Origin of the sequence: Mycobacterium sp., from assembly GCF_049585075.1 — a bacterium.
Lineage (GTDB): Bacteria > Actinomycetota > Actinomycetes > Mycobacteriales > Mycobacteriaceae > Mycobacterium.
The window spans coordinates 1-24,111 of the sequence record NZ_JBAUZA010000393.1; the positions used below are offsets into that span (position 1 = coordinate 1).

Sequence of the window (24,111 nt, forward strand, 5' to 3'; positions counted from 1 at the left end):
GGGCTGGGCGGCGGCCCGGGTCTCCGCCGCGGCGCGGGCAGCCGAGCGCAGCAGCGCCTTGGCCGACGGCAGGAATGTCTCCCCGGCCTCGGTGAGCCGGGTGCCCTGCGGCGTACGGTCCAGCAGCCGCACGCCCAGTTGATGCTCCAGTTGGCGGATCTGTCGGCTGAGCGACGGCTGTGCAATGTGCAATGCGGCGGCCGCACGGCCGAAGTGGCGGTGGTCGGCCACCGCCACGAAGTACCGCACCAGCCGCAGGTCGAGGTCGACCGGAGCATCCTCCATACCCGCATCGTAATGGGTGCTATCGCCTCAATCGCGAGTTATGGCGTCGATGAACTGCGGTGATGCCTAATCCGTATTGACCAATTCGAAACGGGTCTTGGACATGGTCCAGCCCAGGATCGCATCGTGGACTCACAGCATCACCGCAACATCAAGGGAGCACACCATGCGTGTCTTTGTCACCGGCGCAACCGGATTCATCGGCTCGGCGGTCGTCCGTGAGCTCGTCGACACCGGCCACCAGGCAATCGGGTTGGCCCGATCGGATGCGGCCGCCACGGCCCTGAGCGCCGCCGGCGCCGAGGTGCATCGGGGCGCCCTCGACGACCTGGACAGCATGCGCACCGGCGCCGCCGCAGCCGACGGCGTCATCCACACCGCGTTCATCCACGACTTCTCCGACTACGTGGCCGCCGCCGAGACGGACCGGCGCGCGATCGAGGCAATCGGGGAAACGCTGGCGGGGTCCGATCGGCCGTTGGTCGTCGCGTCGGGGATGGCCGCTCTCACGCCGGGCCGGCTCGCGACGGAAGAAGACGCCGTCAATCCGAACCTTCCGCGTTTGTCAGAGCAAACGGCGCTGCCATTCGCCGAGCATGGGGTGCGGGTGTCGGTGCTGCGGCTACCACCGTCGGTGCACGGCGAGGGCGATCACGGTTTCGTCGCACATCTCATCAATACCGCTCGTGCCAAAGGCATTTCGGTTTACCCGGGCGATGGTTCGAACCGCTGGCCCGCGGTGCACCGCCTCGACGCCGCGCGGCTGTTCCGGTTGGCTCTGGAAAACGCTCCCGCCGGTGCGCGACTGCACGCAGTCGGCGACGAGGGCGTTGCCGTTCGCGATATCGCCGAGGTCATCGGCCGGCATCTGGGGCTGCCGGTGGAATCCATACCCACGGAGACGGCCTTCGAGCACTTCGGCTTCATCGGTGCGATCTTCGCGATGGAGATGGGCGCTTCGAGCGCACTGACCCAACAAAAGCTCAACTGGCATCCATCACGGCCCGGCCTCATCGCGGATCTCGAAGAGGGCCATTACTTCAAGGAGTGAGTACCCGTGCCCACTTCCAGACTCCGCGTCATCGGAGCGCTCTTGCTGATCATCGGAGCCATCGGGTTCGTCAGCGCTGAGGCCGTTACGGCCAACCAATGGACGGACCCGAAATACAGCTACCGATTCGATTACATCAGCGATCTCGGTAATCCGGTCCCGCATGACTTCGTTTTCGAGCACACAGTCAACTCTCCCCGGCATGTCGTGATGAACTTCGGATTCGTCACCCAGGGCATCCTGTTCGCAATCGCAACCGTACTGCTGTACCGGCTATTTCGCGGGCGCTCCCGTCTCGTCATCCTGGGATGCGGGATCACTCACGGCATCGGGATGCTGCTCGCCGGTGTGTTCCATCAGCAGTCGGTGAATGCCGTTGAGATGGCCATCCATTGGGTCGGCGCGTACGGGATCATATTCGGTCCCATTGGCGTCGCTTTGGTTGGCGTGCTCGGCAGGCGCGCGGGCGCCTCGGCCTGGTATCGCGCCATGTCCGCGGTCCTGGGATTCGGCGGTGTCCTCGCGGGCCTCGCGCTCCTCTACATCCCGGCTGTGCGGACGATCACCGGGGGAGGGACCTTGGAGCGGATCGCGATGTACGGGCTTTTCATTTGGCAAGTAGTAACCGGCGTCTCACTTCTGATCAGAGCCGGTCGACCCTCCATCAACGGCTCCTGCCGATCGAGTCGTTATGAAGCCAGCGGGCGTTTAGCGAGCGGGGTTGGTGTAGGCGCGGGTCGGCGAGATCAGCACGGCCGTGCGCCGCTCTTCGCGCATCACCCGGTCGTAGGTGTCCCAGTCGTCGTGGGTTCCACCGGCCGCGGTGAAGATGTCGCGGAGCATAATCCGGAGTCGCTCGTCATCGACGTCCGGGTGCGGGTCATCGGGTCCGATCAGCTGCGCCGAACCTTCGACGGTGGCCCACTGCCAACCCGCGCGCGCTGTGACTGTGCTACGCGGGTCGGCACGAAGGTGGGCCAGCTTGCGGGCGCCCCCGATGGCCACCAGAGCGACGACCTGCTCGTTCGTCAGCGGGTGTTGCATGACCCCGGCGTTGACGACCGATGACTGAGCACTGCCATCGCGGCGCAGCGTGGTGAAGACAATAAGTCCGTGGTCGGCAGCAGCGAGATCAGCGAAGACTGAAAGGTCGGTCATGCTTTGGGACTCCGTTCCAGCCCGGTGTACCTGAAGCCGCTGCAGTGCGGGGCTACTCGTAAACCACTGTCACCGACGTTGTGTCCGGTACCGCCTGACACGTCAAGATATAACCGTCGGCGAGCTCGTCTTCTTCCAGCACGTCGTTGGTCCGCATGGTGGCGCTGCCCTCCTTCAGCAGCGCCATGCACGTCCCGCAGTTCCCTGCCTCGCAACTGAACGGCGGCGATAGCCCGGCCCGTCGCGCGCTTTCCAGGAGCGTCTCACCGGCAACCCGCGGCACCGACGCTTTCTTCCGCTCGATGTGAATGGTGATGGTGCCACCAGCATCACCGGCAGCGTCAGCCCCAGCGGGTGCGGGTGTTTTCACTGGCGGCGAAGCATCAAAGTCCTCGACCAGCACGCGTGCCCCGGCGGGCAGCGCCGAGCGCACCACGGCCATGAAGCCTTCCGGTCCGCACACGTAGCATTCGGCGGCCGTGTCGCTGCCGACAAAATTGGTGACGGCCTCGGGGTCCAACAGGCCCTGTTCGTTATCGATATGGCGGTCCAGCGACAGCCGCCCCGGATAACGCTCCACGAGCTCGTCCCAGACCGCCTCGAAGATCACCGATGCCCGGTCGCGGTCGGCGCACAGTATCCGTACCGTGCGGTCGGTAGTCGCCAGCGCGCTTTTGGCCAGCGACAGGATCGGTGTGACGCCGCTGCCGCCCGCGAATGCCAGCAATGGCACCGAAGTCGGACTCAAGACGAAGGTGCCCGCGGCTCGGGTCATGGTCAGCTCGTCGCCCTCGACCACGTTGTCGACCATCCAATTGGAGACCCGACCGCCGGCCACCCGCTTGACCGTGGTCATCAGCTCACTATCGGTCTCCGGCGCGCTCGACATCGAATACGAGCGATACAGCTCCTCGCCGTCGACGGTCACCCGGAAGGTGCAGTACTGGCCGGCCCGGTAGGCGAACGGCTGCTCATGCGGAGCAAGCACAAAGGTGCGGGTGTCGGCCGTCTCCTTGACGATCCGGCTCACCGTGGCCTGCTGGAACACGTGGCGTTCCGCCATGCCTGCACCTTCCACACTTTGCGTTCTTCACTTCAGAGAATACTATTCTCTCAAAACGATAGGATGTTCTCAATGTCTGCGACGGCGCTCGTGTTCGAGGAGCGGCAGTACACGCTGCCGCAGCTCAACGCGCTGGCCGACGGGCTGGCGGCGAGCCTGGACCGACGAGGCGTGACGGCGGGGCAGCGTGTGGCGTTGATGGCGTCCAACCGGCCCGAGTTCGTCATCGCACTGCACGCTATCTGGCGGCTGGCCGCGGCGATCGTGCTGATCAGCCCCGCCTGGAAGCGCGCCGAAGTCGAGCACGCGCTGGCCTTGACGAACCCGTCGCACGCCGTCGGTGACCACCCGGTGCTGGCGGAACTGATGCCGATGCTGCATCTCGACGAGCCGATCTCGCCCGGCGAACCGGTGTTCGGCTCACCGCCGCCAGACGCCGATGCGGTGTTGGCGTTCAGCTCGGGCACCACCGGCCTGCCCAAGGCCGCCCGGCACACCCACGCCTCGTTGCACGCCGCCGTTCGGCATTGGCGCGACGCGCTGGGGTTGACCTCGCGGGACCGAATCCAGATCGCCACCCCGCCGTCGCACATCCTCGGCTTGCTCAACATCGTGACGGCACTGCAGACCGGCGTGTGGATGCGGTTGCATCGCCGATTCGACATCGACCGGATGCTGGAACACATCGAAGCCGATCGGATCACCGTCGAAATGGCCGTCGCCCCAATCGCGTTGGCCATCGCCTCGCATCCGCGACTCGAGTCCTACGACCTTTCGTCGTTGCGGTTCATCATGTGGGGCGCGACCCCAGTTAGCGAGAGCGTCGCCCAAACCGTCACCCGACGCACCGGCGTCGGGTGGGTTCCCGCCTACGGCACCACCGAGCTGCCGGTCATCGCCTGCAATCCGCTCGACGGCGCCCGGCTCGATTCGGTTGGGCGGGCGGTGCCCGGCGTGGCGGTGCGGGTTGCGTCGTTGCAGACCGGTGAGCCGGTCGGTCCGGGCGAGGTCGGCGAGATCCAGGCCCGGTCGGAGTCGTTGATGGCTGGCTATCTGCCCTGCGAGGCTACCCGAGATGCATTGTGCGACGGCTGGTATCGCACCGGCGACGTCGGATATCTCGACACAGGCGGCTGGCTGCGGATCACCGACCGGTCCAAGGAGATGATCAAGGTCCGCGGTTTTCAGGTTGCGCCCGCCGAGATCGAGGCCGTGCTGCACGCTCATCCCGCCGTCGAAGACTGCGCGGTATTCGGTATCCCCGACGGCGTCGACGGCGAGTCGGTGGTGGCCGCCGTCGCGGCCCGGGAGCCGGTCGACGCCGCCGAACTCACCGCGCGGGTGGGGGAGCGGCTCGCGTCGTACAAACGTTTGAGCCGTGTGGTTTTCGTGCCTGAAATACCTCGGCTGCCCTCCGGAAAGGTGCTACGCCGAGTGCTAAAGGAGCAGTATGGATGTACGTCTGACAGCTGAGCAACAACAACTGCGCGACGCGGCGGCCAAGCTGGCCGACGACCTCGGCCCGGGATCGGTACAAGATCTCGCCGACGACGAGCGAATTGCCCGGTTGGACAAGCAAATCGAGATGGCAGGCTGGCGATCGCTGCGCTCCGACGGTGCCTCCGGAGTAGAAGTGGCAATCGTCGCCGAAGAATTCGGCCGTGGCTTGGTCGACGCGCCATTTCTCGGACCGGTGCTGGCCGACGACCTGGCCCGACACATCGGCTACGACGGCTCGGGATCGACCATCGCCATGGATGGTCACGGTATCGACGCGCGGGGCTTTCAGCGGGCGTTGACATTGGACGCGACGACGGTGCTTGCCGCGGAGTTGGGCACAGTCGGCGAGGCGGTGGATCTGACCAGAGCTACCGCCGACGTCGTCGGAACAGCCAGCGCCGAGGGCGAACTGGACTCCGGGGCCGCCGCGCGGTGGCTAGCGCTTGCCTTGGCCACCACGTCAGCCGACCTGGTCGGAACTGCTCGAGGTGCGCACACCCTGGCATGTGACTACGCGAAAATCCGCGAACAGTATGGCAATTCGATCGGCTCTTATCAGGCCATTGCGCACCTGCTCGCGGAAAGTCTTGCCCTGATCGAGGGTTCGGTCAGTGTGCTGCGACATGCGGCCTGGGCTGTTGACGAATTGGTGCCTGTCGAGGCGATTCGGGCCGCTCGCGTCGCGAAGATCTACTGCGCGCGGGCCGCGCGAACCGTGTGCGAGACCGCCATCCAGGTGCACGGCGGCATCGGCAATACCTGGGAATGCCTGGCGCACGTCTATTTGCGGCGTGCGCTGACATCAACCGAACTGTGGCCCGTCAAGCTGGAGGAGATCGACGTTGGACTTCCGTGATTCGGCCGACGAAGCCGCATTCCGCGACCGGTTAAGGTCGTGGCTTGCCGTGCACGCCAAGGAGTTCCCAAGCTCGGGTGACGAGTATTGGGCGCGGCAGGGCGAATGGCATCGGGCGCTGTATGAGGGCGGCTTCTTCGGGCTGTCCTGGCCGCGCGAGTACGGCGGGCAGGAGCTGCCGCCGGTGTACGACGTCATTCTCGACGAAGAGCTGGCGCGGGCGGGTGCTCCACCGAGGCCCAGCCTGGGCTACCTGGTCTCCGGCCTGACCCGACACGGCAGCAAGGAGTTGTGCAGCCGGTTTTTGCCCGGCATGGTCAACGGCTCAGAGCGATGGTGCCAGGGTTTCAGCGAACCCGGCTCCGGCTCGGATCTCGCGTCGCTGACCACCACTGCCACCCGTGACGGTGACAACTACGTCATTCAGGGCCACAAGATTTGGACCAGCTACTCCGATGTCGCCGACTGGTGTCTGCTGTTGGCCCGCACCGATCCGGACGCCAAACGTCACCGCGGCATTTCGGCGTTCATCATCTCGATGAAACAACCTGGCGTACAACAGCGTCCGCTGCGGATGATCAACGGCGTCACCACCGAATTTGGCCAGGTGTTCTTCGACGGCGCGACGGTGCCGGCCGCGCACATGGTGGGCGCCCCGGGCGAGGGCTGGCCGCTGGCGATGACGGTGGTCGGCCACGAACGCGAGCCGTCCACGCTGGGCTACGCGGCGCGCTACGGCAAGCTCGTCCGTGAACTGGCGGAGCGCACCGACGGCCCGGCTTCTCCCGAATTAGCTTGGGCTGCAGTGCAGACCGAGATGCTGACCCATCACGTGCGGCGGCGATTGTCCGAGCAGCTCGACGGTGTGACGCACACGTCGGACGGATCGCTGGACAAGCTGCTGATGACCTGGGTCGAGCAGTCGGTCGGCCACGCCGCGCTGGCCGTCACCGGTATCGACGATCCCGGCCTGCTGTCGGCCTACCTCTACAGCCGAGCCCAAAGCGTGATGGGCGGAACATCGCAAATCCAGAAGAACATCATCGCCGCACGAATCTTGGGATTGTAGGAGTGATCGCGAACGCGGGCGAAGCCCGGGTGAAGCGGGTCACGACCATGGAAGTAGGAGTGATCGCGAACGCGGGCGAAGCCCGGGTGAAGCGGGTCACGACCATCGAAGGGGCCTGACGTGTACGACATGCCGACCGAAATCGATGTCCAGGCCGACGGGCCGCTGCGGATCATCACGCTGAACCGGCCCGATTCGCTCAACTCGGTCAACGATGACCTGCACCACGGACTGGCCAAGCTGTGGCAACGGATGAGCGATGACCGCACTGCCCGCGCCGCGGTGATAACCGGTGCGGGACGGGCCTTTTCGGCAGGCGGTGATTTCGCGTATCTCAAGGAGTTGGCAGGCGACGCCGACCTGCGCGCTAAGACCATCGCCGACGGGCGCGAGATCGTGCTCGGGATGGCCCGCTGCCGAGTGCCCGTGGTCGCGGCGGTCAACGGCCCGGCCGTCGGCCTGGGCTGCAGCCTGGTTGCCCTGAGCGACATCGTCTACATCGCCGAAGACGCGTACTTGGCCGACCCCCATGTGCAGGTGGGGTTGGTGGCCGCCGACGGCGGACCGCTGACCTGGCCGCTGCACATCAGCCTGCTGTTGGCCAAGGAATACGCGCTGACCGGCACCCGGATTTCCGCCAAGCGGGCGGTCGAACTCGGCCTGGCCAACCACGTGGTCGCCGATCCGGTCGACGAGGCAACCAAGGCCGCGAAGAAGATCCTCGAACTGCCGCAGCAAGCGGTCGAGAGCACCAAACGCGTGCTCAACGTACATCTCGAGCGCGCGGTGTTGGCCACACTGGACTACGCCCTGTCAGCGGAGAACCAGTCATTCCAGACCGAGGACTTCCGTTCGATCGTGACCAAGCTGGCCGCCGACAAGAATTGACTAGGTGGCTGCTCGCACCGACAGGCCGCGGGCACATCCGTCACAGACGTCTCTGCTTAAAAGGGAGCGCGTTGTGCCCGCCTACGCGCGACAACGACTGGGGACTTGAGTTGTCGCTCGGAGGCGGGCAAATCGGACGTCGCCGGCGCTAGGGAACCCTGTGGCAGATGTGATTACAGCTGGTGTCGTGGCGAGCCCTTGCACTATTTCGGCGGAAAGCGGAGCGCCCCATCCAGTCGGATGACTTCGCCGTTGAGGTAATCGTTTTCGACGATGCTCTGCACGAAAGCGCCATATTCGCCCGATCGGCCCATCCGCTTGGGGAACGGCACTTGCGGACCCCAATACGCTTCCAGCTGTTCACCAGCCTGGCCGTAGGCCGGTGTCAAGAACGTGCCGGGAGCGATGGTGACCACCCGGATTCCAAGTGGCGAGAGGTCGCGGGCGGCGACCAGCGTCATGCCGACGACGCCACCCTTTGCCGCCGCGTAGGGCAGCTGGCCGATCTGGCCTTCGTAGGCGGCGATCGACGCGGTGTTGATAATGACGCCCCGCGCGCCCTCTTCGGCCGGTTCCTGGCGCGCCATCGCCGCGGCGGCTAGCCGCAGCACGTTAAACACCCCGGTCAGGTACACGTCGATCGTCGTCTTGAACCCGTCCAGTTCCAGCGGTGAGCCGTCCTTGCCGACCAGCCGACCACCACTAGCAGGGCCACCGTGCGCATCCACCGAGATCCGCAGCGGGGCAAGCGATTCCGCTTCGGCCAACGCTGCATTTACGTCGTCGGTGTTGGTGGCATCGGCGCGCACATAACGAGCGCCGAGCTCGCCGGCCAAGTCGCTGCCTTTGTCGTCGGCCAGATCGGCGATCACCACCTTGGCTCCCGCCGCGCTCAACCGACGAACCGTGGCCTCACCCAGGCCGCCGGCGCCGCCGACGACGATCGCCGAGCTACCGCTGATTTGCATCAGACTTCCCTTTCTTGCAACTCTCACTCTCAGACTGAGAGAATAATGTTCTCATAGAGTCGGGGTGCCTCGGATCCCCGCCCGCCGAATTGGAGAGAAGCCGTGGTCATCGAGGTTCCCGCGGCATGATCATGAGATGACCATCGCTGAATTGATCGCGGCCGCCCGTGGCGGTTCCCCGCGGGCCGCGGGCCGGCTACTCAGCCTGGTCGAAGGCGAGCGCCGCGACGAGGTGCTGGCCAGCCTCGGTCCGTCGCCGGTTCTGGTCGTCGGGATCACCGGTCCGCCGGGCGCGGGCAAGTCGACGACGATCGCAGCCCTGGTAAGCGCTTATCGGCAGCGCGAGCTACGGGTGGCGGTGCTGGCCGTCGACCCATCGTCGCCGTTTAGCGGCGGTGCGCTGCTCGGCGACCGAATTCGCATGGCCGCCCACATCAACGACCCCGATGTGCTGATCCGCTCGGTGGCCACCCGAGGCCACCTGGGCGGGCTGGCCGCAGCCGTCCCCGCGGCCATCCGGTTGCTCGGGGCGCTGGGTTACGACGTCATCCTGCTGGAAACCGTTGGCGTGGGACAGTCCGAGATCGAGATCGCCGCAGTCGCCGACCCGACCGTGGTGATTCTCAATCCCGGCGCCGGCGATGCGGTGCAGGCCGCCAAGGCCGGTCTGCTCGAGGTCGCCGACATCGTGGCGGTGAACAAGGCCGACCGCGATGGCGCCGAACAGACCGTCCGGGATCTTCGCGCCGAGACCAAGTCGCCGATCGTCAGCCTCATCGCCGCAAAAGGCGAAGGCCTGCCGGAGTTGATGGAGGCGATCGACGCGCATCACCGCACCGACAGCAGCGCTCGGCGAGCGGCTCGCGCACGCACCCAGATCCTTTCGCTGGCGCAAACCCTGCTACGGACACACCCGGAACTCGATCGGCTCGCGGAGTCCGTTGCCCAGGGCCGCGGCGATCCCTACACCGCGGCCGAGCAGCTGCTAGCCCCCGCACCCCAACCCCATTGCGCCGCAGAGGAGAAGACGCGTGACATCAACGACTAACGAGGTTTTAGTCATCATCGGCGTCGGCGGCATGGGGCTTTCCATCGCTCGTCGCATCGGAGCGGGGCGCACGATCGTGCTGGCCGACATCAGCGTCGCAGGCCTCAAGAACGCCGAGGAGGCACTCAGCAGCGACGGGCACCAAGTGCTGACCCGAGAAGTCGACGTCACCTCCCGCAGCTCGGTGGCCGCCGTCGCAAAGTTGGCCAGTGAGGCCGGACGTGTCACGGGTGTTGTTCATACCGCGGGACTTTCGCCGCAACAGGCGTCCGCGGAGGCGGTGTTAGCGGTCGACCTGCTGGGAGTCGCGCTGACGATCGACGAATTTGGCCAGGTGATCGCGCCCGGCGGCGCCGCAGTCGTCATCGCCAGCATGGCCGGCCACATGCAGCCTGCGCTCGCACCCGAAGTGGAACGTCAACTGGCGACCACGCCCACCGACGAGCTGCTTGGCATCGAGGCGTGCTCGTCGATTACCCACAGCGGACTGGCGTACGCACTTGCCAAGCGAGCCAATCAAATCCGAGTAGCCGCGTCGGCTGGGACCTGGGGGGAGCGCGGTGCCCGCATCAATTGCATAAGCCCGGGTGTCATCTCCACTGCAATGGGACGGTCCGAGATGAGCGGTGAATCCGGCGGGTTCATGCAAGCCTTGGTCGACAATGCCGGGCTGCGACGCGTTGGGACGCCCGAGGATATTGCGGCCGCCACCGAGTTTCTGCTCGGGCCGTCGGCTTCCTTCATCACCGGCATCGATCTGCTTGTCGACGGCGGAGTCGTCGCGGCAATCAAAACCGGCACAATCGATCTCGCGAAGACCCTCGCCGACCGATGAGAGCCTCCATCGTGACAGCGCCGGGGCAGACGCAGATCGTCGAGTTACCGAAACCCACGCCTGGTCGCAACGATGTCCTGGTGAAAATGCGGGCCTGCGGTATCTGCGGATCCGACGCGTTGTACATCTCGTTGGGCGGCATGCCGCCGCGACAGGGAAAGATGCCGCTCGGCCACGAGCCCGCAGGCGAAGTCGTCGAAGTCGGTCGAGATGTCACCGGCATATCGGTGGGCGATCATGTCGTGATTAATCCGATGGCCGCGCCCAGCGGCATCATTGGCAACGGTGGCCCGACCGGCGCTCTGGCGGACTACCTGCTCATCGAGGACGCTGTCCGTGGCAAAAGTCTCGAGGTCGTGCCCGACCACATACCTTTCGAAGTGGCAGCGCTTAACGAGCCGATGGCTGTTGCTCGACATGGCGTAAACCAGGCTGCACCCAAATCCTCGGACAAGGTGGCGGTATTCGGAGCGGGGCCGATCGGCTTGGGCTCGATAATCGGATTCAAATCGGCTGGCGTACAACATGTTACCGCGGTCGACATGATCCAGTCACGGCTGGAGAAAGCCCTCAAAGTGGGTGCCGACGCGGTCATCAACTCCGCGGACGAAGACGTCGCGCAACGCCTGATCGATATCCACGGCTTAGGCGCGTCGATGTTCCCCGGTAAGGCCGCGACCGACATCTATCTCGACGCCGCGGGCGCGCCCGCGGTGATTAATGCCGCCCTGGCGGCGGCCAAGGCCGGCGCCAAGGTCGTGGTCGTCGCCGTCCACAAAGAACCGGTATCCGTTGACTTTCTCAACGTGATGAGCAATGAAGTCACCATCGTCGGCTCGATGGGCTACCCGAGCGAGATTTTCGAGGTGACACAGGACATCATCGCCGATTGGGATAAATACGCCGTCATCGTGAGCCACACCATCCCGTTCGACAATGTGGACGAGGCGCTTCGAATGGCGTCGACGCCGGGTGCCGCCGACAAGGTAGTCGTGACCTTCAGCTGATGCCACGGTCTTGATTTGCCGCTTCGCTACGTGTTCCATGAACCCATGACGCGTTCCGCCGATGAGCTCGTAACCGAATTCTGCAAGCTGTGGTCATCCCCAAACCCTGAAGAGTTGGCCGGCTATTTCACCGAAGACGCCGTCTACCACAACATCCCCATGGATCCTGTGCAGGGTCGCGAGGCGATCCAGCAGTTCATCGCGGGGTTCGTCGCCATCGTCGACGGCATCGACTTCCAAGTGCACCGACAGGTCAGCGATGGCACGGTGGTGATGAACGAACGCACCGACGTGATGCGCCGCAAGGACGGCGGAGAAGTCCCGTTGCCGGTGATGGGTGTGTTCGAGGTGCACGACGACAAGATCGCGGCGTGGCGTGACTACTTCGACATGGCGGCAATCGCCAAGGCGTTCAGCTAGTCAACGGCCTCGCCGGTCGCGGCAGTGTGGCCAGCGCGGAAACCGAAAACCATTGCAGGGCCGATAGTTCCGCCGGCCCCGCCATAGACCCGTCCGGTGACGCCGCCCATCGCGTTACCAGCGGCGAACAAGCCCGATATCGCCGCGCCACTGACGTGCAAGACCCGTCCGTCGCGGTCGGTGCGCGGCCCACCCTTGGTTCCCATCGCGCCGATAGAGACCGGGACCGCGTAGTACGGCGCGGTGTCGACGGGCCCGAGTGTCTTGCCGGCTAGCGTCGTCGCACGGTCGTCGCCCCAGTAGCCGTCGTATGCGCTTGAGCCACGCCCGAAGTCGGGATCCGATCCAACGAGAGCATTGCGGTTAAAGATCTCGATCGTGCGGGTCAACCCGTCGGGGTCGATACCGGTCTTGGCGCCCAACTCGGCCAGATCGGCCGACTCGCAGAACCAATCCGGCACCGGCTGGTCCGGCTCGATACCCAGAAATCCATAGTGCTTGTGGTGAATCGAGTCGAACACGATCCAGGCCGGGTCGTTGACATAGCCGTCTCGTGGATCGAGATAGTGAAAGGCGCCGGCCATCGAGTTGTAATCGCAGGCCTCGTTGACGAATCGTTTGCCGGCCCGGTTGACGATGATGCTGCGCGGGCGGGTGCGTTCCAGGCGCACGCTGCGGCTGCGTTGGTTCCCGTCAATCGTGTCGCCGGGAATCTGCACGATCGGTACCCACCACGCCTCGCCCATGTTGGCCAGGTCGGCGCCGTGAGCCATCACCATGCGTAACCCGTCACCGGTGTTGTTCGGCGGCGAGACGGCGCCGTGCATCGGCCCGCGCAGAAAAGCCTTGACCAGAGCTGAATCCCATTCGAAGCCACCGGTGCCCATGATGACCCCGCGGCGGGCATGCACATTGAGCTGCTGGCCCGCGTGACTGACCCGGACGCCGACGATCGCTCCGTCGTCGGCGTAAAGCTCCTCGGCCCGGGCATTCGTCACAGGTGTCACGCCGAAGTCCAGCAATCCTTTGAGCAGCCCGGCAATCAGCGCGGTACCGGCCACGCACAGATCTGTGGTGCTCTCGTCCACCGCGGCGTGCAGCCTCGCCCGGGTCTCGGCATCGAAACCGACATTGGACCAATCGGCTGGGAACGACGTGATCCGATCCCGCCACTCGCCGATCTGTGCGAGATCGAAAGGAGCAGCGGTGAGCGATCGCCCCCCGGTCGGCTGCCCGCCCGGCAACTCCGGCTTGTAATCCGGGAAACCATCAGCGATTTCAAAGCGCAAGCCGCTGTGCGCTTCGACGAAGTCGAGCATCGCCGGCCCGGTTCGCACGAACGTCTCGACCAGCGCCTCATCCATCGAGCCGAACGACTGCGCCGCCAGATACTTCAGCGCGTCAGCAGGCGTCAATTCGCCATCCGGTGAACGATTATGCGCGGGAATCCACACCACGCCACCCGAAACCGCTGTCGTACCACCGACAGTCGCCGTCTTCTCGTAGACCGCCACCGACGCGCCGTTAGCGGCCGCAGTCAATGCGGCGGTGAGAGCCGCACCGCCGCTGCCGAGTACGACAACGTCGACCTCGTGGTCCCACGACGGCATACGTTCATGTCCCTTCAGCTGAGTATCGCCGATAATTCCTTGGCTGCCTTGATGACTGCGTCCTTGCCACGCAGCACCACATCTTCGCGGTGCGAAATCAGGTTGATACACGTCGGCGGCGACGGCGGCGGACGGTCCACCGGGACAGCTAAACCATAAGTGTTGGGCTCGATCTCGCCATGCGTGATTACCCAGCCCTGCTTTCGGGCGTGGACGACGAGGTCGCGTTCTTCCGGGCGTGCGGGCATGCTCGCCAACAGTGCAATGCCCGCGGCTCCCCGGTCCAGCGGATAACGGCTGCCCTCATGAAAAGCCAGTTGATAAGCGACCTGGGTGGGGACGATCACTGCGATGGCCACCTGCTGATCGCCCTCGGCGACGAGCAACGACACCGTCGTGCCGAGATCGTCGGCCAGGGCGCGCAGAGTCGGCACGGTCAGTTGGCGCACATTGCGGTCGAACGATGCACCGAGCACCGCGAGGCCCGCAGCCGGCCGGTAGCGCCCGTCCTCACCCTTGGCGACGAGGCGGAACTGAGCCAGCGTGGCGAGCAATCGATAGGCGATGGTGCGATGCACGCCAACACCGTCGGCGACCTGTTGCACGGTCAGCCCCGCTGGGGCGTCGGCCACTAACTGCAGCGCATTGAGCCCGCGCGCCAGTGTTTGCGAACCGGGCACGGTGGCGATCTGCGTGTCTGGCATGTCAGCGCACCGGGGCGGGCTCGGAGGCCCAGGCGACCTGCGCCTCCCTTGACAGACGTCCGGCCGAGAGTGATGCTCTATACATAGTGCACATTAGTGTGCGATTTTAGCACACACGGTTGGCGATAAACGAGAACAAAATTTCCGTGCAGCGGGAGAGAGGAAGCGGTGGCCGAGCACGAGAGCGTGTGGAGTGATCTGCAGGGCGTCCCGTTCGTGCAGGGCTACCTCGACGCCGGTGGCGTGCGAACCCGTTACCTGCAGGCGGGCGATCCGGCCAATCCGGTGCTCGTGCTCTTACACGGGTCGGGTGGCCATGCCGAGGCGTACGTGCGCAACTTGGAGGCGCACGCCGAGCACTTCTGGACTTGGTCGATCGACATGCTCGGGCACGGCTACACCGACAAGCCCGGTCATCCGCTGGAGGTGGGCCACTATGTCGAGCATTTGATGGCGTTTCTTGCCACCATCGGCGCCGAGCATGCCAGCCTGTCCGGTGAATCATTGGGCGGTTGGGTGGCCGCCCGGGCCGCCGTCGACCATCCCGACAAGGTCGACCGCCTGGTCCTCAACACCGCAGGCGGATCGCAGGCCGATCCCGAGGTGATGCAGCGGATCATCACGCTGTCGATGGCCGCCGCGGAGAACCCAACCTGGGAAACCGTGCAAGCGCGGATCAAGTGGCTGATGGCCGACAAGTCCAAGGACTACGACGATCTGGTCGCGAGCCGGCAGCGGGTCTACCGTCAGCCCGGGTTCGTCGCGGCGATGCGCGACATCATGGCGTTGCAGGATCCAACGATCCGGGCACGTAACCTCTTGGGCCCGGACGAATATGGGTCAATCACCGCGCCCACCCTGGTGCTGTGGACCAGCGATGACCCGACCGCCGATGTCGCCGAGGGCCGCCGGATCGCGTCGATGATTCCCGGTGCGCGGTTCGAGGTGATGCCCGGCTGTGGTCACTGGCCACAGTACGAGGATCCGAAGACCTTCAACCGTCTGCATCTCGACTTCTTGCTAGGACGCTGACTGTGGCCGACCACCAGGATGTAGATGTCGATGTCGTCGTGGTCGGCGCCGGCCCAGTCGGTCTGACCCTGGCCAATATCCTTGGCCTGCAAGGGGTGCGCACGCTGGTGGTCGACGAGCGCGAGACGCTGATCGACTACCCCCGCGGTGTCGGTCTTGACGACGAGTCGCTGCGCACCTTCCAGGCGATCGGCCTGGTCGAGCGCGTGCTGCCCCACACGGTGCCCAACCAGATACTGCGATTCGTTGACGCCAAACGCCGGGTGCTTGCCGAAATGGCGCCGCCCGACGCGTGTTTCGGCTGGCCCAAACGCAACGGCTTCGTACAGCCATTGGTCGATGCCGAATTGCTCAGCGGCTTAGACAGATTCGACCACGTCGACGTGTGGTGGAGCCGTCCGCTGGTGTCATGCAACGAAACCGCCGACGCGGTAACCGTTGATCTCGATGCTGAGGGTGGGCCAAAGACTCTGCGGGCGCGGTATGTCGTCGGCTGTGACGGCGGGCGGAGCACCACCCGGCGGCTGATGGGGGTGTCCTTCGACGGCACGACGTCACCGACACGTTGGCTGGTCGTCGACATCGCCAACGATCCGCTCGGGCATCCGAACAGCGAAGTCGGCGCCGATCCACAACGCCCCTATGCCTCGATCTCGATCGCACACGGAATTCGCCGCTTCGAGTTCATGATTCACGCCGACGAGACCGACGAGCAGGCCGAGGACCCGACGTTTCTCGCCCGCATGCTGTCGTCGATGGTCCCTCACCCCGACCGGGTCGACGTGATCCGGCACCGGATCTACACGCATCACTCGCGGATCGCCGGGGCGTTTCGGCGGGGCCGTCTCCTGCTCGCCGGCGACGCCGCCCACCTGATGCCGGTCTGGCAGGGCCAGGGCTACAACAGCGGTATCCGGGATGCGGCGAACTTGGGTTGGAAGCTTGCCGCGGTGGTGGCCGGATACGCCGATGACGCGCTCCTCGACAGCTACGACGTGGAGCGCCGCAAGCATGCCCGAGCGATGATCGACCTGTCGACGATGGTCGGTCGCGTCATCTCCCCGACCAACCGGCGAGTCGCCGCGGTTCGTGACCTGATGGTGCGATCCGCGTCAATTGTGCCCTCGCTCAAGCGATATGTACTCGAGATGCGGTTCAAACCGATGCCGCGCTACGAGCAGGGTGCCATTGTGCACTCAGTGCATGCTGAGCCGCGCCGTAGCGACTCACCGGTCGGCACCTTATTCGTGCAACCCCGGGTGGACACCCGCGAACACCAGAACATCCTGCTCGACGACATCCTGGGCAACGGATTCGCCGTCCTGTGCTGGAATAACAACCCGCGCGAAATCCTTGGCGACACAGCGTTTGCGAACTGGAAGGCGCTGGGAGCGAAGTTCGTGGCGGCACGCCCGCTCAGCCAGCTGCACTGGACCGGACACGACGACCCAGACATTGTGGTGGTCGGCGACCGCTGCGGCGATCTCAAAGCCTGGTTCGACAAACACCAAGAGTCCGTACTGTTCCTGCGTCCGGATCGTTGCATCGCGGGCGCCTGCATCGCCCAACTCGCACCGGAGTTGAGTGCTTCGCTCTTCGACGTCCTCACCTTGACACCGGGAGGCGGTGATGTTCAAAGTGCCCATAGCTCTGTGCTGTATGTCCCACAGCCCGCTGCTGAATCTCCCAGGGCCGTCGCAGGACCTCCTTGATGACATCGACACCGCACTCGCGCAGGCACGCAGATTCGTCGAAAGCTTCGACCCGGAGCTGGTCGTCATCTTCGCTCCCGACCACTACAACGGCTTCTTCTACAAGCTGATGCCACCGTTCTGCATCGGGACCGACGCACATGGCGTTGGCGACTACGGCACTCACAAAGGGCCGCTTGACGTTCCTGAAGCCACCGCGGTCGCTTGCGCCAAAGCAGTGCTGTCGGCGGGCGTCGACGTCGCCATCTCGGCGAACATGGACGTCGACCACGGCACCGTGCAGCCGTTGGAGAAGTTGTTCGGTCGCGCAACGGCGCGCCCGGTGATACCGATCTTCATCAACTCGGTCGCCACCCCGCTCGGGCCACTGCATCGTTGCCGGACGCTCGGCACCGCGGTGGGCAGTTACCTGGCCACCCTGAGCAAGCGCGTCCTGGTGCTGGGATCCGGTGGACTGTCGCATGATCCGCCTGTCCCGACGCTGGCAACGGCGACTCCGGAGGCAGTGGAACGGATTGTGCACGGCCGACCGATGACATCCGAACAGCGGCTCGCACGGCAGGCCCAGGTGAGCGACGCGGCCAAGAACTTTGCGACCGGAAACAGCGAACTGCAACCCCTGAACCCGGCATGGGATCAACAATTCCTCGACATTCTCGACAGCGGACACCTCGACGAGCTGGACAAGTGGTCGAACTCCTTCATCGCTCAACAGGGCGGCAACTCCGCACACGAGATCCGCACCTGGGTAGCGGCTTTCGCTGCGCTGGCAGCCGCCGGTCGGTACGAGACCAGCGTCCGCTACTACCGGCCCGCGCCCGAGTTGATTGCCGGCTTCGCAGTCAGGACGGCGGTGCTGACATGACCCACAACGTCGATGTACTGGTGATCGGTTCGGGCGGCGGCGGCATGACCGCTGCGCTGGCGGCCCAGGCTGCTGGTCTGGTTACCTTGGTCGTCGAAAAGTCCAGTCACTTCGGCGGTTCCACCGCGCTCTCGGGTGGCGGCATCTGGGTACCCGGAGCGCCGGCGCAACGCCGGGCAGGCTATACGCCGCCGCGGGACGGCGTCGTCGACTACCTGTGCCGGGTGACCGATGGGTTGGTCAGCGACGCGCGTATCCAGCAGTACGTGGACTCGGCGCCAGAGATGATGGAGTTCCTCGAGCAGCTCAGCCCATGGTTCGAGTTCGTGTGGAAGCCCGGCTACGCCGACTACTACCCGGAAGTGCCGGGCGGCTCCGAGCTCGGCAGCACGATCAACGTTCCCCCAATCGATTTGCGCACGCTGGCAGACGATGAACAACACCTGCTTGCGCCGTTGGCGTTGGCCCCTCGGGGTATCTGGCTGGGCCCCAAGGAGCTTCGGTCGTTCTATCAAGTTCGCCAATCATGGGCGGGCAAGGCGGTCTTGCTGAAGCTGGTGTGGCGGATGGTCAGGGCGCGAGCCTTCGGGGACCGGATCGCGGCGATCGGCCAGTCGCTGGCCGCGCGGCTACGGCTGGCGATGAAGGACCGCGGTATCCCGCTATGGCTGGACTCGCCGATGACGGAACTGCTGACCGACGACGATGGTTCGGTGACCGGCGCCATCGTGGCGAAAGACGGCACACCACTGCGGATCTGCGCGCGGCGCGGGGTCATCTTGGCGACGGGCGGATTCGACCACGATCTGGCGTGGCGCAAAGAACACCAGCCGGTTGTGGAACAGGACTGGAGCTTCGGCAATCCCGCCGCAACTGGCGACGGCATCCGCGCCGCCCAGCATGTCGGGGCGGCCACCGACCTGCTCGACGAGGCCTGGTGGTTCCCAGCTATCCAATGGCCCGATGGCCGAATGCAGTTCATGCTTAACGAGCGAATGATGCCATCGCAGTTCATCGTCAACGGCGACGGTAAACGTTTCATCAACGAGGCGGCTCCGTACATGGACTTCGGCCACGCGATGATCGACGGGCAGAAATCCGGCGTCACCCATATTCCGTGCTGGCTCATCACCGATCATCGGTCCTTCAACCGCTATGTCGTCGCCGGACATCTTCCGCTGCCGAAGATCCCGGGCGCCCCGGTGCCCACGGGGCGAAAGCTCCCGGCTGCCTGGCTGGAGTCGGGCGTGGTCAAAGCGGCGAACAGCTGGGATGAACTCGCGGCCAAGATCGGGGTGCCGGCCGGCCACCTCCGGGACACTGCCACACGTTTCAACGAACTGGCCCGCCGTGGCCATGACGACGACTTCAACAGAGGTGACAGCGTTTACGACAATTACTACGGAGACCCCACTCTGCCCAACCCCAATCTGTATCCGCTTGGCAAACCGCCCTACTACGCCTTTCAAGTCGTGCTCGGCGACCTCGGCACATCAGGTGGTCTGCGCACCGATGAATACGCCCGGGTGCTGCGCACCGATGGCACCGTCGTCGCCGGTCTCTACGCCGTGGGTAACGCTAGTGCACCAGTGATGGGACGCAGCTACGCCGGCGCCGGCGCGACCATCGGGCCGGCGATGACCTTCGGCTACGTCGCGGCCAACCACCTAGCCCACCAGGTCAGTACAAGCTCTGATCACTCAATTGTTCCGGGAGGTACCAGTTGAAAATCTCATTGTTCTACGAATTCGCGCTACCCCGTCCTTGGACGCCGGACGACGAGCACGTCCTGCTGAAGGACTGTCTCGACGAGGTCGAGTTGGCCGATAAGGCCGGCTTCTCCACGGTCTGGTTGACCGAGCACCACTTCCTCGAGGAGTACTGCCATTCCACCGCGCCGGAGATGTTCTTGGCCGCGGCCAGCCAGCGGACCAAGAACATTCGGTTGGGGTTCGGCATCATGCACCTGCCGCCGGCCGTCAACCACCCGGCCCGGGTCGCCGAACGCATCGCCACCCTTGACCTGATCTCCGATGGACGAGTCGAATTCGGCACCGGGGAGTCCTCGTCGATCGGCGAGTTGGGCGGTTTCAACATTGACCCCGCAGACAAGCGCGCCCAGTGGGAAGAGGCACTGGAGGTGGCGATCCGCTGCATGATCGAGGAACCCTTCACCGGGTTCAAGGGCGAGCACATCGAGATGCCGGCTCGCAACGTCATCCCCAAGCCGTTGCAAAAGCCGCATCCGCCGGTGTGGGTTGCGTGCACCAGGCCGGCGTCGGTGCAGATGGCCGCCCAGAAATGCATCGGCGCACTGAGTTTCGCTTACACCGGGCCTGGTCCGCTCACCGAGCGGGTGAACGGCTACTACAAGGAGCTCGAGGAAAGCGGCGTGCCGATCACCCCGCAGATCAATCCGAACATCCTTGCCATCGGCGGTGACCTGTCGATGATGGTGGCCAAGACAGACGAGCAAGCGGTCGAGCGACTGGGAATGGGCGGCGGATTCTTCTCGTTCGGGATCATGCACTACTACATGACCGGTATCCATACGCCTGGACGGACCGGAGTGTGGAAGCGCTATCTCGAAGAATGCGAGAAGGACCCGACGCTGGCCTACGGCCCCGGTCGCGGAGCGATCGGCTCGCCGGCCACCGTCCGAGAGTTCCTGCGCGGTTACGAAGACAGCGGCGTCGACGAGATCATCTTGCTGCTCAACCCGCGCAGCCACGAAGGCACCATGGAATCCCTCGAGCTGATGGGTAAAGAGGTGCTTCCGGAGTTCATCGAGCGCGACGCAAAAGCGGTCGCCGACAAGAAGAAGCGGCTGGCGCCGGTGGTCGAGAAGATCGAGGCGCGTCGGCAGGAGTCGACCGCGCCGAAGTTCGACGAGGGCTACTCCTTCGGCGGACTGCCCACCGGCCGCGGCGGGAAATTCACCGCGAGCGAAATCCCCGAAGCGATGGCCGAAATCAACGAAGGTCGCGTTCAGGCGGCGCAGCGCGCCAAGGAACAGCAGCAGAAGTCGTGATCGCGGAAGTACTCTGACACTTGCGACAAATCGAGCAGCTGTGGCGTTACGACGGTCGCCGTGTGGTGGTGACCGGGTGTGCGTCGGGCATCGGGGCTCATGTCGTCCGACAGCTCACCGAGCTCGGCGCACACGTCGTCGGGCTGGACAAGCATGCGCCGAGCACCGACATCGCGGAGTTTCATGACCTCGACTTGACCGACCGGACGTCCATCGACCGCGCCGTGGCTTCGGTTGGCGGGCAGGTCGATGCGTTGTTCAACATCGCCGGCGTCTCCTCGGGGATCGGCGATCCGTTGCTGGTCGTCACGATCAACTTCCTCGGCTTACGGCACCTCACCGAGGGAGTGCTGGTAAACATGCCGCCCGGCTCGTCCATCGTGAGCGTGTCCTCGCTCGCGGCGTCCGGTTATCGAGAGCATCAGCAGGTCCTCGGCGGGCTGCTGAGCACCGACACGATGGCCGCGGGAATCGACTGGTGTCACCGCCATCCGGACACGCTGGCCGACGGGGGCTACCGATTGTCCAAGGAAGCGATCATCCTGTACACCATGAGAAAAACCGCTGCGCTCGGTGCTCGAGGTATTCGCATCAACTGCACCGGACCCGGCGTTACCGAGACACCGATTCTCGATCAGCTGCGCGCCGCCTATGGTCAGCGGTACCTCGATGACATTCCCAAGCCGTTGGGTCGAGTCGCCGATCCTGACGAGCAGGCCGCGGTCCTGGTGTTCTTGAACAGCCAAGCCGCCAGTTATATTTCGGGCCAAGTGCTTTGGGTCGACGGCGGCAATATCGGTGCCGTAATCGCGCGCGAACTCGAGGAAGGGTGAGCACTGTGGCCAGCCTGACCGATTTTCGCCGGGTCGCGCGCGACGTGTGCAACTGGGGACGATGGGGTGACGCCGACGAGCTCGGCACGCTCAACTTCATCACGGCGGACAAGGTTGCGCAGGCGGCCAGTTTGGTCAAGCACGGCAAGGTGTTTCCGCTCGGGGTGGACTTCGGATCATCGGGCCCGCAGGGATCATTCAAGTTCCGGCACAACCCGATTCACGTGATGACGATAGACGGCGGCGACGCGCGCTCGCTGCCTCACTACGGGCCAGACTGGGCTAGCAACCCGGGTGCCCAAGAACTGGGGAAATACTTCCAGGACGAACTATTTCGCTTCAACGACGACATGGTCATCATGCCGCTCCAGGCCGCCACCCAGTGGGATGCGCTCTCCCACGTCTACTACGAAGACCAGCTTTACAACGGTTTCCCGGCGGATTCGGTAACCAGCCTCGGCGCGCTCCACTGTGGCATCGACAAAGTCGACTCCAAGGGCATCACCTCGCGCGGCGTACTTCTCGACCTTGTTCGGCATCGCGGCGCAGACACTTTTCTGGAGCTAGGCAACCCGATCACCCCGACCGAGCTCGACGACGTTGCCCGATCACAGGGCGTCACCGTCGGGCGCGGCGACATCATCTTGATCCGAACCGGCTGGTGGGCAAGGTTTCTCGATACCGGCAACGGGGGCGAACCCGGCTCCGGACTGGACTGGCGGTGTGCTTCTTGGCTTCATGACCACGACATCGCGGCGGTGGCCGCCGACAATCTCATGGTCGAAGACCCGATATCCGGGGTAAAGGGAACATTTTTGCCCATGCACATGCTCTGCCTGCGGGACATGGGGCTGATGCTCGGCGAGTACTGGGATCTCACCGCATTGGCGGCCGACTGCGCAGCCGATGGTGTGTATGAGTTCCAGCTGATCGCGCCGCCATTGAGAGTCGTTGGTGCGGTGGGCTCTCCGGTCAATCCCATCGCGATCAAGTAAAAAAGGGGCACGATCGATGCTGAAAAATGGGCGGGAAAGCAACGGGCCGCTGGTGGTAGGCCTCGGCGGAACATTGAGGGCGAACTCGTCGACCGAACGAGCCCTGCGGCACTCCCTGGCCGCCGTCGAGCGTCAGGGCGGACGCACCCAGCTCTACTGCGGCGCCGACATCGAGCTACCGATGTACAACCCACACGAACCGGCCCGCACGCCAGAGGCGGTTCAGCTGATCGAGGCGCTGCGCGCGGCCGACGCCGTCATCGTCGGATCGCCCGGGTACCACGGCGGTATCTCCGGATTGGTCAAGAACGCACTGGACTACATCGAGGACATGCGTGACGACTCGCGCGTCTACCTCGACAACAAACCGTGGGGCTGCATCAGCTGTGCTTACGGGTGGCAGGCGGCGGTCGGCACACTGGACCAGCTCCGCGCGGTCGGGCATGCACTGCGTGCATGGCCGACCCCGCTAGGTGTCGCGATCAACTCCGCGGACCAGATCTGGGACGAGGCAGGCGAACTGGTTGACGCGACCGTTATGAGTCAACTGAACCTGCTGGCATCGCAAGTATTGACATTCGTGCGATCCGCTCCGTTGCCGTGAAGATTCATACCAGAACCACCGCGATTGACGGGCTGGCCACCAGCTACCTAGAGGCCGGCACTGGCGACCCGGTGATCCTGCTGCACGGCGGCGAATTCGGCGTGAGCGCCGAAATCGGCTGGGAGCGAACGATACCTGCGCTTGCCGAGCGGTATCGAGTGCTGGCACCCGACATGTTGGGTTTCGGGAAGTCGGCCAAGGTCATTGACTTCACCGACGGCCGGGGAATGCGGATACGACACATCGCGCGGTTCTGCGACGCGCTCGGCGCCGACTCCGCACATTTCGTCGGTAACTCGATGGGCGCGATCAACTTGCTCACCGACGCCACCTCGGATTCGCCGATGCTACCGATGCGCAGCTTGGTGGCAATCTGCGGCGGTGGTGAAATCCAACGCAACCACCACATGGACGCCCTCTACGAGTACGACGCCACTGTGCCGGCCATGCGACGGATCGTCGAGGCACTCTTTCACGATCCGTCCTATCCGGCCGACGACGCCTATGTCCAACGTCGTTTCGAATCCAGCGTCGCCCCCGGAGCGTGGGAGGCGCTCGCGGCCGCTCGCTTCCGCAG

Annotated in this window: 24 protein-coding genes and 1 pseudogene; 19 read left to right on the forward strand and 6 right to left on the reverse strand. The window is 64.7% G+C overall.

What is annotated here, in order from left to right; translation table 11 throughout:
• Positions 1–285, reverse strand: a 285-nt coding sequence (locus WB785_RS18595; protein ID WP_424080767.1) for a LysR family transcriptional regulator, incomplete at its 3' end; no start/stop codon positions are given.
• A gap of 166 nt (positions 286–451) precedes the next feature.
• On the opposite strand from WB785_RS18595, the gene WB785_RS18600 reads away from it, so the two are divergent.
• Both WB785_RS18600 and WB785_RS18605 read left to right on the forward strand, forming a co-directional pair.
• Positions 452–1,336 carry an SDR family oxidoreductase gene (locus WB785_RS18600; RefSeq protein WP_424080768.1) on the forward strand — a complete coding sequence of 295 codons (885 nt, stop codon included), beginning with the start codon at positions 452–454 and terminating at the stop codon, positions 1,334–1,336.
• 6 nt (positions 1,337–1,342) lie between these two features.
• Positions 1,343–1,957 (forward strand): annotated as a pseudogene (locus tag WB785_RS18605) (DUF998 domain-containing protein); the annotation flags it as partial.
• A gap of 87 nt (positions 1,958–2,044) precedes the next feature.
• Here the strand turns inward: WB785_RS18605 and WB785_RS18610 are convergent.
• On the reverse strand, positions 2,045–2,494 hold the full coding sequence (locus WB785_RS18610; RefSeq protein ID WP_424080769.1) for a TIGR03618 family F420-dependent PPOX class oxidoreductase: 450 nt from the start codon (positions 2,492–2,494) through the stop codon (positions 2,045–2,047).
• 52 nt (positions 2,495–2,546) lie between these two features.
• Positions 2,547–3,557: a 2Fe-2S iron-sulfur cluster-binding protein gene (locus WB785_RS18615; RefSeq protein WP_424080770.1), complete on the reverse strand. Its 1,011-nt coding sequence runs from the start codon at positions 3,555–3,557 to the stop codon at positions 2,547–2,549.
• A gap of 72 nt (positions 3,558–3,629) precedes the next feature.
• Between WB785_RS18615 and WB785_RS18620 the strand changes: the two genes are divergently transcribed.
• From WB785_RS18620 to WB785_RS18635, 4 genes are all read left to right on the forward strand, one after another.
• A complete protein-coding gene (locus tag WB785_RS18620; protein WP_424080771.1) occupies positions 3,630–5,030 on the forward strand; it encodes a class I adenylate-forming enzyme family protein in 1,401 nt (466 codons plus the stop codon).
• Positions 5,008–5,913: an acyl-CoA dehydrogenase family protein gene (locus WB785_RS18625; RefSeq protein WP_424080772.1), complete on the forward strand. Its 906-nt coding sequence runs from the start codon at positions 5,008–5,010 to the stop codon at positions 5,911–5,913. Before WB785_RS18620 ends, WB785_RS18625 begins: the two co-directional genes overlap by 23 nt.
• On the forward strand, positions 5,900–6,982 hold the full coding sequence (locus tag WB785_RS18630; RefSeq protein ID WP_424080773.1) for an acyl-CoA dehydrogenase family protein: 1,083 nt from the start codon (positions 5,900–5,902) through the stop codon (positions 6,980–6,982). Before WB785_RS18625 ends, WB785_RS18630 begins: the two co-directional genes overlap by 14 nt.
• A 120-nt stretch (positions 6,983–7,102) precedes the next feature.
• The gene (locus tag WB785_RS18635) at positions 7,103–7,870 is read left to right on the forward strand and encodes an enoyl-CoA hydratase/isomerase family protein (protein WP_424080774.1); all 768 of its coding nucleotides are present in this window, start codon (positions 7,103–7,105) and stop codon (positions 7,868–7,870) included.
• A gap of 203 nt (positions 7,871–8,073) precedes the next feature.
• Here WB785_RS18635 and WB785_RS18640 read toward each other — a convergent pair whose 3' ends face one another.
• On the reverse strand, positions 8,074–8,838 hold the full coding sequence (locus WB785_RS18640; RefSeq protein ID WP_424080775.1) for an SDR family NAD(P)-dependent oxidoreductase: 765 nt from the start codon (positions 8,836–8,838) through the stop codon (positions 8,074–8,076).
• Positions 8,839–8,974: 136 nt separating this feature from the next.
• On the opposite strand from WB785_RS18640, the gene meaB reads away from it, so the two are divergent.
• From meaB to WB785_RS18660, 4 genes are read left to right on the forward strand one after another with little or no spacing between them, the layout of a single operon-like run.
• Positions 8,975–9,886 (forward strand): methylmalonyl Co-A mutase-associated GTPase MeaB, encoded by a 912-nt coding sequence (meaB, locus tag WB785_RS18645; protein WP_424080776.1) that lies wholly within the window; start codon positions 8,975–8,977, stop codon positions 9,884–9,886.
• Positions 9,870–10,721 (forward strand): SDR family oxidoreductase, encoded by an 852-nt coding sequence (locus WB785_RS18650; protein ID WP_424080777.1) that lies wholly within the window; start codon positions 9,870–9,872, stop codon positions 10,719–10,721. Before meaB ends, WB785_RS18650 begins: the two co-directional genes overlap by 17 nt.
• A complete protein-coding gene (locus tag WB785_RS18655; RefSeq protein ID WP_424080778.1) occupies positions 10,718–11,728 on the forward strand; it encodes a zinc-dependent alcohol dehydrogenase in 1,011 nt (336 codons plus the stop codon). The genes WB785_RS18650 and WB785_RS18655 overlap by 4 nt, the downstream gene beginning before the upstream one ends.
• A 45-nt stretch (positions 11,729–11,773) precedes the next feature.
• Positions 11,774–12,148 carry a limonene-1,2-epoxide hydrolase family protein gene (locus WB785_RS18660; RefSeq protein ID WP_424080779.1) on the forward strand — a complete coding sequence of 125 codons (375 nt, stop codon included), beginning with the start codon at positions 11,774–11,776 and terminating at the stop codon, positions 12,146–12,148.
• On the opposite strand, the gene WB785_RS18665 is transcribed toward WB785_RS18660, so the two are convergent.
• Both WB785_RS18665 and WB785_RS18670 read right to left on the reverse strand, forming a co-directional pair.
• Entirely contained in the window at positions 12,145–13,758 is a 1,614-nt protein-coding gene (locus WB785_RS18665; protein ID WP_424080780.1) for an FAD-dependent oxidoreductase, read from the reverse strand. The genes WB785_RS18660 and WB785_RS18665 overlap by 4 nt on opposite strands.
• Positions 13,759–13,772: 14 nt before the next feature.
• Complete coding sequence (locus WB785_RS18670; protein WP_424080781.1) at positions 13,773–14,462, reverse strand: IclR family transcriptional regulator; 690 nt, start codon at positions 14,460–14,462, stop codon at positions 13,773–13,775.
• Between the two features lie 168 nt (positions 14,463–14,630).
• Between WB785_RS18670 and WB785_RS18675 the strand changes: the two genes are divergently transcribed.
• The 9 genes from WB785_RS18675 to WB785_RS18715 form a co-directional block, all read left to right on the forward strand.
• Positions 14,631–15,494, forward strand: a complete 864-nt coding sequence (locus WB785_RS18675) for an alpha/beta fold hydrolase (RefSeq protein ID WP_424080782.1) — start codon at positions 14,631–14,633, stop codon at positions 15,492–15,494.
• A 2-nt stretch (positions 15,495–15,496) separates the two neighbouring features.
• Positions 15,497–17,206 carry a bifunctional 3-(3-hydroxy-phenyl)propionate/3-hydroxycinnamic acid hydroxylase gene (locus WB785_RS18680; RefSeq protein ID WP_424080783.1) on the forward strand — a complete coding sequence of 570 codons (1,710 nt, stop codon included), beginning with the start codon at positions 15,497–15,499 and terminating at the stop codon, positions 17,204–17,206.
• Positions 17,154–18,071 carry a 3-carboxyethylcatechol 2,3-dioxygenase gene (locus WB785_RS18685; RefSeq protein ID WP_424080784.1) on the forward strand — a complete coding sequence of 306 codons (918 nt, stop codon included), beginning with the start codon at positions 17,154–17,156 and terminating at the stop codon, positions 18,069–18,071. Before WB785_RS18680 ends, WB785_RS18685 begins: the two co-directional genes overlap by 53 nt.
• Positions 18,068–19,798, forward strand: coding sequence for an FAD-binding protein (locus WB785_RS18690; RefSeq protein ID WP_424080785.1), 1,731 nt, complete (start codon positions 18,068–18,070; stop codon positions 19,796–19,798). The genes WB785_RS18685 and WB785_RS18690 overlap by 4 nt, the downstream gene beginning before the upstream one ends.
• A complete protein-coding gene (locus WB785_RS18695; RefSeq protein WP_424080786.1) occupies positions 19,795–21,102 on the forward strand; it encodes an LLM class flavin-dependent oxidoreductase in 1,308 nt (435 codons plus the stop codon). The genes WB785_RS18690 and WB785_RS18695 overlap by 4 nt, the downstream gene beginning before the upstream one ends.
• A gap of 20 nt (positions 21,103–21,122) precedes the next feature.
• On the forward strand, positions 21,123–21,935 hold the full coding sequence (locus tag WB785_RS18700) for a coniferyl-alcohol dehydrogenase (RefSeq protein WP_424080787.1): 813 nt from the start codon (positions 21,123–21,125) through the stop codon (positions 21,933–21,935).
• A 5-nt stretch (positions 21,936–21,940) separates the two neighbouring features.
• The gene (locus WB785_RS18705) at positions 21,941–22,930 is read left to right on the forward strand and encodes a cyclase family protein (RefSeq protein WP_424080788.1); all 990 of its coding nucleotides are present in this window, start codon (positions 21,941–21,943) and stop codon (positions 22,928–22,930) included.
• Between the two features lie 16 nt (positions 22,931–22,946).
• Entirely contained in the window at positions 22,947–23,534 is a 588-nt protein-coding gene (locus WB785_RS18710; RefSeq protein WP_424080789.1) for an NADPH-dependent FMN reductase, read from the forward strand.
• On the forward strand, positions 23,531–24,111 hold a 581-nt coding region (locus WB785_RS18715; protein ID WP_424080790.1), incomplete at its 3' end, for an alpha/beta fold hydrolase. The genes WB785_RS18710 and WB785_RS18715, both read left to right, overlap by 4 nt.